This window comes from uncultured Wocania sp., assembly GCF_964021735.1.
Classification (GTDB): domain Bacteria; phylum Bacteroidota; class Bacteroidia; order Flavobacteriales; family Flavobacteriaceae; genus Wocania_A.
The window spans coordinates 1-8760 of record NZ_CAXIBN010000128.1 but is presented as its reverse complement, the minus strand read 5'-3'; the positions used below and the strand labels follow the sequence as shown (position 1 = coordinate 8760).

Genomic DNA, 8760 nt, shown 5'->3' with positions numbered 1-8760 from the left:
TTATTAAGTTAATGAACCGAAGCAATTTGTTTTTTAGGAAGTTCGTTTAACGGTTGGTGTAAGGATAGTTGCGTGATTAAGCAACTAACTTAACAAAAATGGAACGAACCAGAGGAAAATCCGCAGGATTTTCCGAGTAGGCTAGAACCAAGCAATTATTTTTAAACTTTGTTAGCAAAAGTTATTGACTACAATTACCATTGATTAATTCTTCTGCTGTTGGATTATATTTATTGTCAATGACATAATATTCTTGTCCCCCATCTATATTTACTTCGGGTTCTATGGTATTCTTGATGGCACAAAAATTAGTCAAATTATCGTTAGATAATATTCTAATATTTTCAAAATAAATATTGTTGATACCATTTAAAGAACTTAAACCATAATTGTTTACAATTTCTAACAATACAACTTCCGAATTTACGTTGTTAAGACCAGATAAATTTAATAGCATTGGGTTGTCTCTAATCTGTAATCCTGAACCAAAATTTGAACCAAGATGCGTTAAAGATTGAAAACCATCTAAATTTTCAATCTTTGGGTTATTAATGATTCTTAACTCTGAACCAGTGGAAGTTAATTGATTAAAACTAATTGTCTCTAACAAACTATTGTCGCTAATTATTAAAAAGTCAGAAGTGATTTCTTTTAATGAAGGGAAATTTATTCTCTTGCTTTTTGTATTTATTATGGTTAATATACCTACTTCAGTCATTTTAAATTCTATACTTTCTAATTGAGAACAATTATAAATTGCTAATAGATTGTCAACTCTCGAAATACTATTTAGTGGCGATAAGTCAATTATATTATCAATAACTCCGTCTGTTATTATTGTTAAATCCCCACTAATTTTTTTATACTGATAACTCCCAAAGTCATTAATGTCTTCTTGAGTTCGCAGTATTATATCTCCTAAAAATATACCATCATTATTAGGATTATCTTCATTTGAGCAATTAAAAAAAATAAAAATTAGTATCGGTAGAAAAAAATTTAGTTTTGACATTAGATTGCTTTTAATTTTTGCTAATGCTCAACTGATATGAAATCGTTTTAATGTTTTATATCAGCCGTTAAACGAAGTTATCATTTTTTTCTGACAAAGTCAAATAGAACATTAAGATAGAGAATCAATAAAATAGCAAGAAAACAAGAGCTGTTGCTCACTCAAAAATTAAGGCGCAGGATTAGGTATCACATCATGCACTTCATTTATTTGAGTCAAAACCGCATCACTTAAAACCACATCAACACTATCAATATTTTCTTTAAGCTGCTCTAAATTAGTAGCACCAATAATATTACTGGTTACAAAAGGCTGTTGGGTTACAAATGCTAAACTCATTTGTGCTAAAGTCATATTATTATCTTCAGCAATTTTTAAATACTTTTTTGTTGCTTCTGTAGCTTGCGGATTGGTATAACGACCAAATCTTGGGAATAGTTTTAAACGCGCATTATCAGCAGCTGTTCCTTTTATATACTTTCCAGATAGTACACCAAACGCCATTGGCGAATATGCTAACAAGCCTATATTTTCGCGAATAGATACTTCGGCTAAATCACCTTCAAAGGTTCTGCATAATAGCGAATATGGGTTTTGAATGGTTGCCATTCTTGGTAAATTATGTTTTTTAGATTCTTCTAAATAACGCATAGTCCCCCAAGCCTTCTCGTTTGAAATACCAACGTTTCTAATTTTACCTTCTTTAATTATGCCGTCAAGTGTATTTAAGACTTCATTAAAATTATCTTCCCAAGCATCATTTGTATTATGCTTATAATCTCTAACTCCAAAATAATTTGTTTCACGCTCTGGCCAGTGTAGTTGATATAAATCAATATAATCGGTTTGTAATCGTTTTAAACTATTGTTTACAGCTTCTTTAAGCGCTTCTGGAGCAAAACCATTAGTACGAATATGTGCTGTATAATCTCCATTACCAGCAATTTTTGAGGCTAAAATTACTTTATCTCGATTACCCGTTTTAGCAAACCAATTACCAATAATAGTTTCTGTGCTACCATAAGTCTCTGGACTCGCAGGAACGGCATACATTTCGGCTGTATCCCAAAAATTAACACCTCTGTCTAAAGCATAATCCATTTGAGCAAATCCTTCTTCTTGAGAGTTCTGGTTTCCCCAAGTCATGGTGCCTAAACATATTTTGCTAACTTTTATATTGGTATTTGGTAGTGTTGTGTATTTCATTTTAGATTATTAGATTAATTAGATTTTTAGACTAGTTGATAAAGATAAAAAACCTTTAAAAGCCTTAATAGCTTTTATAGGTTTTTTACGTTAGCGTCCCGATAGTTATCGGGAGATGCAGCATCCTTTTTTAAAAGAGAAAACTACTTTTACTTAAACTAATATTTAGCAGATAGTCACGTCCTTCGTCCTCGCTATGACGTAAAAAAAGATATAGCGAATAGTCCTAATCCTTGTGGTAACGACCTACTTCTCGATATAACTTCAATACATTGAAATCACTCGAAGTGACGATTAATTATCGCTTAACAACTTAGAAAGCTCATCTAACTTTGGTGTTAAAATAACTTCAATACGTCTGTTTTTTGCTTTACCTTCTGGTGTATCGTTAGTTGCTATTGGTGCAAATTCACCACGACCTGCAGCAGTTAAATTTTCTGGGTTTATATTATTGTTTTCTCTTAAAATATTAACGATTGCTGTTGCTCGCTTAGTCGATAAATCCCAGTTACCACTTAGTTGTCCGTTACCTTTAAATGGAACGTTATCGGTATGTCCTTCTATTAAAACTGCAATATCTGGATTATCTGCTAACACACCACCCAATTGGTTTACAGCTCTTCGGCCTTCTGCACCAACTGCCCAACTACCTGAACTAAATAGTAGCTTATTTTCCATAGAAACATATACTTTCCCGTCACGTTGTTCAACTGTTAATCCTTTACCTTCAAAATCGGTTAAGGCTCTTGAAATAGCATTTTTAAGAGCTGTCATTGCAGCATCTTTTGATGCTATTACACTTTCTAATTCTGCAACTCTATTTGAACGATCATGCAACTCTTTTTTAAGTTTTGCTAATCGTGCACTTTCGGCAGCTAAAGCTTGCTCTTTGGCTTCTAACTGTGCTAACAACTCTCTGTTCTTTTTAGAGTTTTCTGTAATGGCTGCAGTACTGTTTTTTTCTAAAGCATCATAAGACGCTTTTAAATTTTCTAGATTAGATTTTGTTGCATTATAATCGGCTTGTAATTTATCGCGTTCTGCAACAGCCTCATTGTAGGCAGCTGTTAATTGCTTCAACTCATTTTCAGCTGTATTTTTAGCATTTAATAGTGCTTCGTTTTCATCTGAAAGTTTTCTGTTTTCTTGCTTTAAATTGGCATACTTACCTTCTAATTCTTTATATACTTTAGGCGATACACATGATGCTAAAAGTGCTAAAGTTAATACGGTAAATGAGATTTTTTTAATCATGATTTTGGGTTAAATTTATTATTTATAAAAATTAATTTTCTATTTCAACTAAAATAGGGCAATGGTCGCTATGTACAGCTTCGGTTAGTATAACGGCTCTTTTTATGTTTTCTTGTAATGGCTGCGAAACCATAGCGTAATCTAATCGCCATCCTTTATTATTGGCACGTGCATTGGCACGATAACTCCACCAACTATATTGCTGCAATTCTGGATTTATAAACCTAAACGAATCGATAAAGCCGCTATTAATAAAACTTCCTATCCACTCGCGTTCTACTGGTAAAAACCCCGAAACACCTTTCATTTTTGGGTTGTGAATATCTATTTCTTCATGACAAATATTATAATCGCCACAAATCACTAGGTTAGGAATATCTTTTTTTAGCTTATTTATATAGTCTTGAAACATATCCATATATTCCAATTTGTGGTTTAATCGTGCATCGTTTGTCCCTGATGGTAAATACAAACTCATTATAGAAAAGCCATCAAAATCGACTCTAAGGTTTCTGCCTTCAAAATCCATAGACTCAATTCCTGTACCGTATTCTACATGATTTGGCTCTGTTTTACATAAAATAGCTACTCCGCTGTAACCCTTTTTTTGTGCACTAAACCAATAGTTGTATCTATAACCAGCTTCTTCAAACAAACTTAAATCCAACTGTTCTTTCATCGCTTTAGTTTCTTGCAAGCAAATCACATCTGGATTGGCACTTTTTAACCAATCTATAAAACCTTTGTTAAGTGCTGCACGAATACCGTTTACGTTATAGGATATAATTTTCATAAATCTAATTAAGGTTGATGTAATCCTGATATTTCATCAGGATTCATTTGTTATCAATTGAGAACAAATGAAATTTCAGCTAAAATAAATAATGAGTTACATTTACACTATTATTTATATAAGGAGTTTTAACGAAGCTATTAACAAAATATTTTAAGCGTATTGCAGTTTAAGTATCTAAATGAAGTGTTTATTACCTTTTCTTCTCTTTTTTATTAGTTTTTGCTCATTAGCACAAAACAAAAACTCTAATTACAAGACTAAAAAAGTTGCCGTAAAAGATACCATTAGAATTGACAGTGTTAGTATTAATCCCAATTCGTTTTCGATTAAAGCGAAAGACAACTCGATAATAGATTCCACATATTATATTGTAGATTTTGCAAAAGCTCTTTTAACTTTAAAAAAGCCTATTCAAGGAGATTCTATCATTATAAATTATTTAAAATTTCCCGATTTTTTAACCAAAACCTATAAGCAATTAGACGAAAACATTATTGTTGAAAACAACAGCAATGCCCAAACATTATATAAATTATCACAATCAAACGAATCAAAAACCTTTATTCCTTTTGATGGTTTAACCACTTCTGGTAGTATTTCTCGCGGAGTTACTATTGGCAACAACCAAAATTCGGTTTTAAAAAGTGAATTAGATTTACAAATTACAGGAAAATTAAACGATAAAGTATCCTTACGAGCCTCTATACAAGATGCTAACATTCCTTTACAAGAAAGTGGTTATAGCCAACGTTTAGATGAATTCGACCAAGTGTTTATTGAACTGTTTAGCGATAATTGGAACATTCGAGCTGGCGATATAGATTTACTAAATACCGATTCTTACTTTGCTAGTTTTTCAAAACGTGTGCAAGGATTATCAATTAATGCGAAATTAGGAAACGACGATGCACAAACCAACCTATTTGCTGCAGGTGCTTTTGTCCGTGGGCAATTTACCAGAAGCGAATTTAAAGCGCAAGAAGGCAACCAAGGTCCGTATAAATTACAAGGACAAAATGGCGAATTATTTGTGCTTATTGTTTCGGGTAGCGAAACCGTTTATGTAAATGGTGTTGCTGCAAAACGTGGCGAAAACCAGGATTATATTATAGATTATAATGCAGGTGAAATCATTTTTAACTCCACATTTCCTATTACCTCCGAAATGCGAATTACAGTTGATTATCAAGTTAGCGAACGCAATTATTCACGCTTAGTAGCTTATGGCGGCGGAAGATTTGAAAGTGATAAACTAAAACTTGGCGTTTCTGTTTATTCTGAAAATGACGCTAAAAACCAGCCTTTACAGCAAAATTTATCATCAGAACAAGTTCAAATATTAGCAAATGCTGGTGATGATAGAGCACAAATGGTTGCGCCATCTGAAGTTTTAGAAGCTTTAAATGAGAATAGAATTCTTTATAAAAAAGAACTAATTAACGGCGTTGAAGCCTTTACTTTTTCAAACAATCCGGACGATGAATTATATCGGGTTACATTTACGCAAGTAGGCGAAAATCAAGGCGATTATATTTTAAGTAGCATTAATGCCATCAATAATATTTATGAATATGTTGGTGTTAATCAAGGCAATTATGCACCCATTGTGCAACTTATTGCACCCACAAAACTTCAAATTGCAGTTATTAATGGAAGCTACAATCCTACCGAAAAAACTGCTATTCATTTCGAAGCTGCTGGAAGTAAAAACGATTTAAACTTGTTTTCTGGATTAAACGATAAAGATAACGATGGGTTTGCTGGCAAGTTAAAAATCACTCAAAACATTATTAAAAAAGATAGCCTATGGAGTTTGAATACTTTTATTGATGGTGACTTTATTCAAAAGAATTTTAAAACGATTGAGCGTTTATATAATGCTGAATTTTCTCGGGATTGGAATATTGAAAATCCTTTGGGCAATCAACAATTTACAAAAACAGGCTTGCAACTAATCCATCCCAAGAAAGGCATTATAAATTATCAGTTTGAACATTTAGAATTCTCTGAAAATTTTAATGGTAATAGGCATGTTGCAAACATTAATGTATTGCTTAATAAATTCAATATCAATTCTAATTCTAGTTTTTTAAAAGCGACATCTAATATAAATACTTCAACATTTTTAAGGTCTTATAATAGAATTACTTACGGCATGAAAAACAGTTGGATAGGCACAAAATTAGCTGTTGAAGCTAACGAACAAAAAGATATTACTACGCAAATTTTAACACCTTTAAGTCAAAAATTCAAATCTTATGAGGTTTTAGTGGGTGTTGGTGATAGCACAAAAGTGTTTGCTGAAATTGGTTATAAAAATAGAGTAAACGACAGCATCAGAAATAACAAATTGCAAAAGGTAAATATCTCTAATACGTTTTATTTAGATTCTAAACTTATTCAAAACACCAATACTAATTTATCGCTTTTTGCTAATTACAGAACATTGAAAAGTGAAGACGATACGATTGATGATGAACAATCTATAAACTCCAGATTGCAATTCAATCAAAAACTTTTTAAACAAATATTATTATGGAATACCGTTTTTGAAACTAATTCTGGAACCTTACCACAACAAGATTTTACTTATGTTGAAGTTGAACCTGGACAAGGCAATTATACTTGGATTGATTATAACACCAATGGTATTCAAGAGTTAGAGGAATTTGAAATTGCTCAATTTCAAGATCAAGGTAAATACATTCGTGTATTGCTGCCAAATCGTATTTATATAAAAACGCACCAAAATAGGCTGAGTCAAACGGTGACTATTAATCCATCACAATGGTCGGTTAGCGACAATAAATCAAGAAAATTCTGGTCGCACTTTTACAATCAAACTAGTTATTTAATAGATAGAAAAATTAAGCGCGAAGGCAATAGTTTTAATCTCAATCCTTTTGAAAATGATGCAGATAATCAATTGGGCTTACAATTAAACTTTAGAAATGTATTATTTTTTAATCGAGGAAAACAACGTTACACAACATCGTACACCTATTTATCAAATCAATCTCGGAATATCTTATCTGTCGGATTTATTGAGAATAGTTTAAAAAGTCATCAGTTTAATTTTAATCATAAAATTGAAGAAAGCTGGCTACTATCATTTCAATCAGCTTTCGATAAAAATGAAAGCATCAGTGAGAATTTTACAAGCAAAAATTACAATTTTGATGAAACGCTTTTCAATCCTAAAATCTCTTATTTATTTAATGATAATTCACGTTTCGATATCTTTTATCAACATACAAAAAAGAAGAATACTATCGGTGCTTTTGAAGCTTTAAAACAACAAAAATACGGTGTGTCTTTTGCGCTTTCAAATAAAGAAAAGAATGCCATAAACGGCGAATTAAATTATTTTTATAATGCTTTTAATGGTGGTGCTAATACGCCTGTTTCATATCAAATGTTAGAAGGTTTACAACCCGGAAAAAACCTCACTTGGAGTTTATTAGCTCAAAAAAAACTGACTACATTTTTAGATTTAAATTTAAACTATTTTGGCAGAAAAACAGAAACTAGTAAAACGATTCATACGGGAACCATTCAATTAAGAGCTTATTTTTAAACCATAAAAAAACTCCTAAAATGAATCATCTAGGAGTTTTATTTCTATAATGAGTTGCTGAATCAAGTTCAACATGACAAAGTATTAAATATTAGCCTTCATCAATTCTCTATTCATTCGAGCGATGTTATCTAACGAAATACCTTTAGGGCATTCAATTTCACAAGCACCAGTATTAGTACAGTTTCCAAAACCTTCTAAATCCATTTGTGCTACCATGTTTTTAACACGATCGGCTGCTTCTATTTGTCCTTGCGGTAATAATGCATATTGAGATACTTTTGCACCAACAAATAACATAGCTGATGAGTTTTTACAAGTAGCTACACATGCCCCACAACCAATACAAGTTGCAGCATCCATAGCTTCATCGGCTGCGTGCTTAGAAATTGGAATAGAATTCGCATCTTGTGTGTTTCCTGATGTATTTACAGAAATATAACCACCAGCCTGTTGAATCCTTTCAAACGCCATTCTATCTACAACTAAATCTTTAATTACAGGAAACGCTGCTGCTCTAAATGGCTCGATAGTAATCGTATCCCCATCTTTAAACATACGCATATGTAATTGACACGTAGTAATGCCTCTATCTGGTCCGTGAGCTTCGCCGTTTATATACATGGAGCACATTCCACAAATACCTTCACGACAATCGTGATCGAATGCTACGGGTTCTTCGCCTGCGTTTACTAATTGTTCATTCAAAACATCCATCATTTCTAAGAAAGACATATGCTCTGAAATATCAGTAACTTTATAATTGACCATTTGACCCTTAGCCTTTGAGTCTTTTTGTCTCCAAATTTTAAGTGTTAAATTCATAATGTCTTTCTTATTTGTATGAACGTTGTTTTAGTTCAATATCTTTAAATTCTAATTCTTCTTTATGTAAAACCGCTTCAGCAGGCTCAC

The 8760-nt window shown here is 32.2% G+C and carries 6 protein-coding genes; 1 reads left to right on the top strand and 5 read right to left on the bottom strand.

Features of this window, described 5'->3' with window-relative positions; translation table 11 throughout:
* Positions 1-181: 181 nt before the first annotated feature.
* From AADI82_RS11180 to AADI82_RS11165, 4 genes are all read right to left on the bottom strand, one after another.
* The gene (locus tag AADI82_RS11180) at positions 182-1012 is read right to left on the bottom strand and encodes a hypothetical protein (protein WP_341216520.1); all 831 of its coding nucleotides are present in this window, start codon (positions 1010-1012) and stop codon (positions 182-184) included.
* A 168-nt stretch (positions 1013-1180) separates the two neighbouring features.
* Entirely contained in the window at positions 1181-2218 is a 1038-nt protein-coding gene (locus AADI82_RS11175; RefSeq protein WP_341216519.1) for an aldo/keto reductase, read from the bottom strand.
* A 294-nt stretch (positions 2219-2512) separates the two neighbouring features.
* Positions 2513-3472, bottom strand: coding sequence for an OmpA family protein (locus AADI82_RS11170; RefSeq protein ID WP_341216518.1), 960 nt, complete (start codon positions 3470-3472; stop codon positions 2513-2515).
* A 31-nt stretch (positions 3473-3503) separates the two neighbouring features.
* Complete coding sequence (locus AADI82_RS11165; RefSeq protein WP_341216517.1) at positions 3504-4265, bottom strand: exodeoxyribonuclease III; 762 nt, start codon at positions 4263-4265, stop codon at positions 3504-3506.
* 181 nt (positions 4266-4446) lie between these two features.
* On the opposite strand from AADI82_RS11165, the gene AADI82_RS11160 reads away from it, so the two are divergent.
* Positions 4447-7845 carry a hypothetical protein gene (locus AADI82_RS11160; RefSeq protein ID WP_341216516.1) on the top strand — a complete coding sequence of 1133 codons (3399 nt, stop codon included), beginning with the start codon at positions 4447-4449 and terminating at the stop codon, positions 7843-7845.
* 84 nt (positions 7846-7929) lie between these two features.
* Here AADI82_RS11160 and AADI82_RS11155 read toward each other — a convergent pair whose 3' ends face one another.
* Positions 7930-8670 carry a succinate dehydrogenase/fumarate reductase iron-sulfur subunit gene (locus AADI82_RS11155; RefSeq protein WP_341216515.1) on the bottom strand — a complete coding sequence of 247 codons (741 nt, stop codon included), beginning with the start codon at positions 8668-8670 and terminating at the stop codon, positions 7930-7932.
* Between the last annotated feature and the right edge of the window lie 90 nt (positions 8671-8760).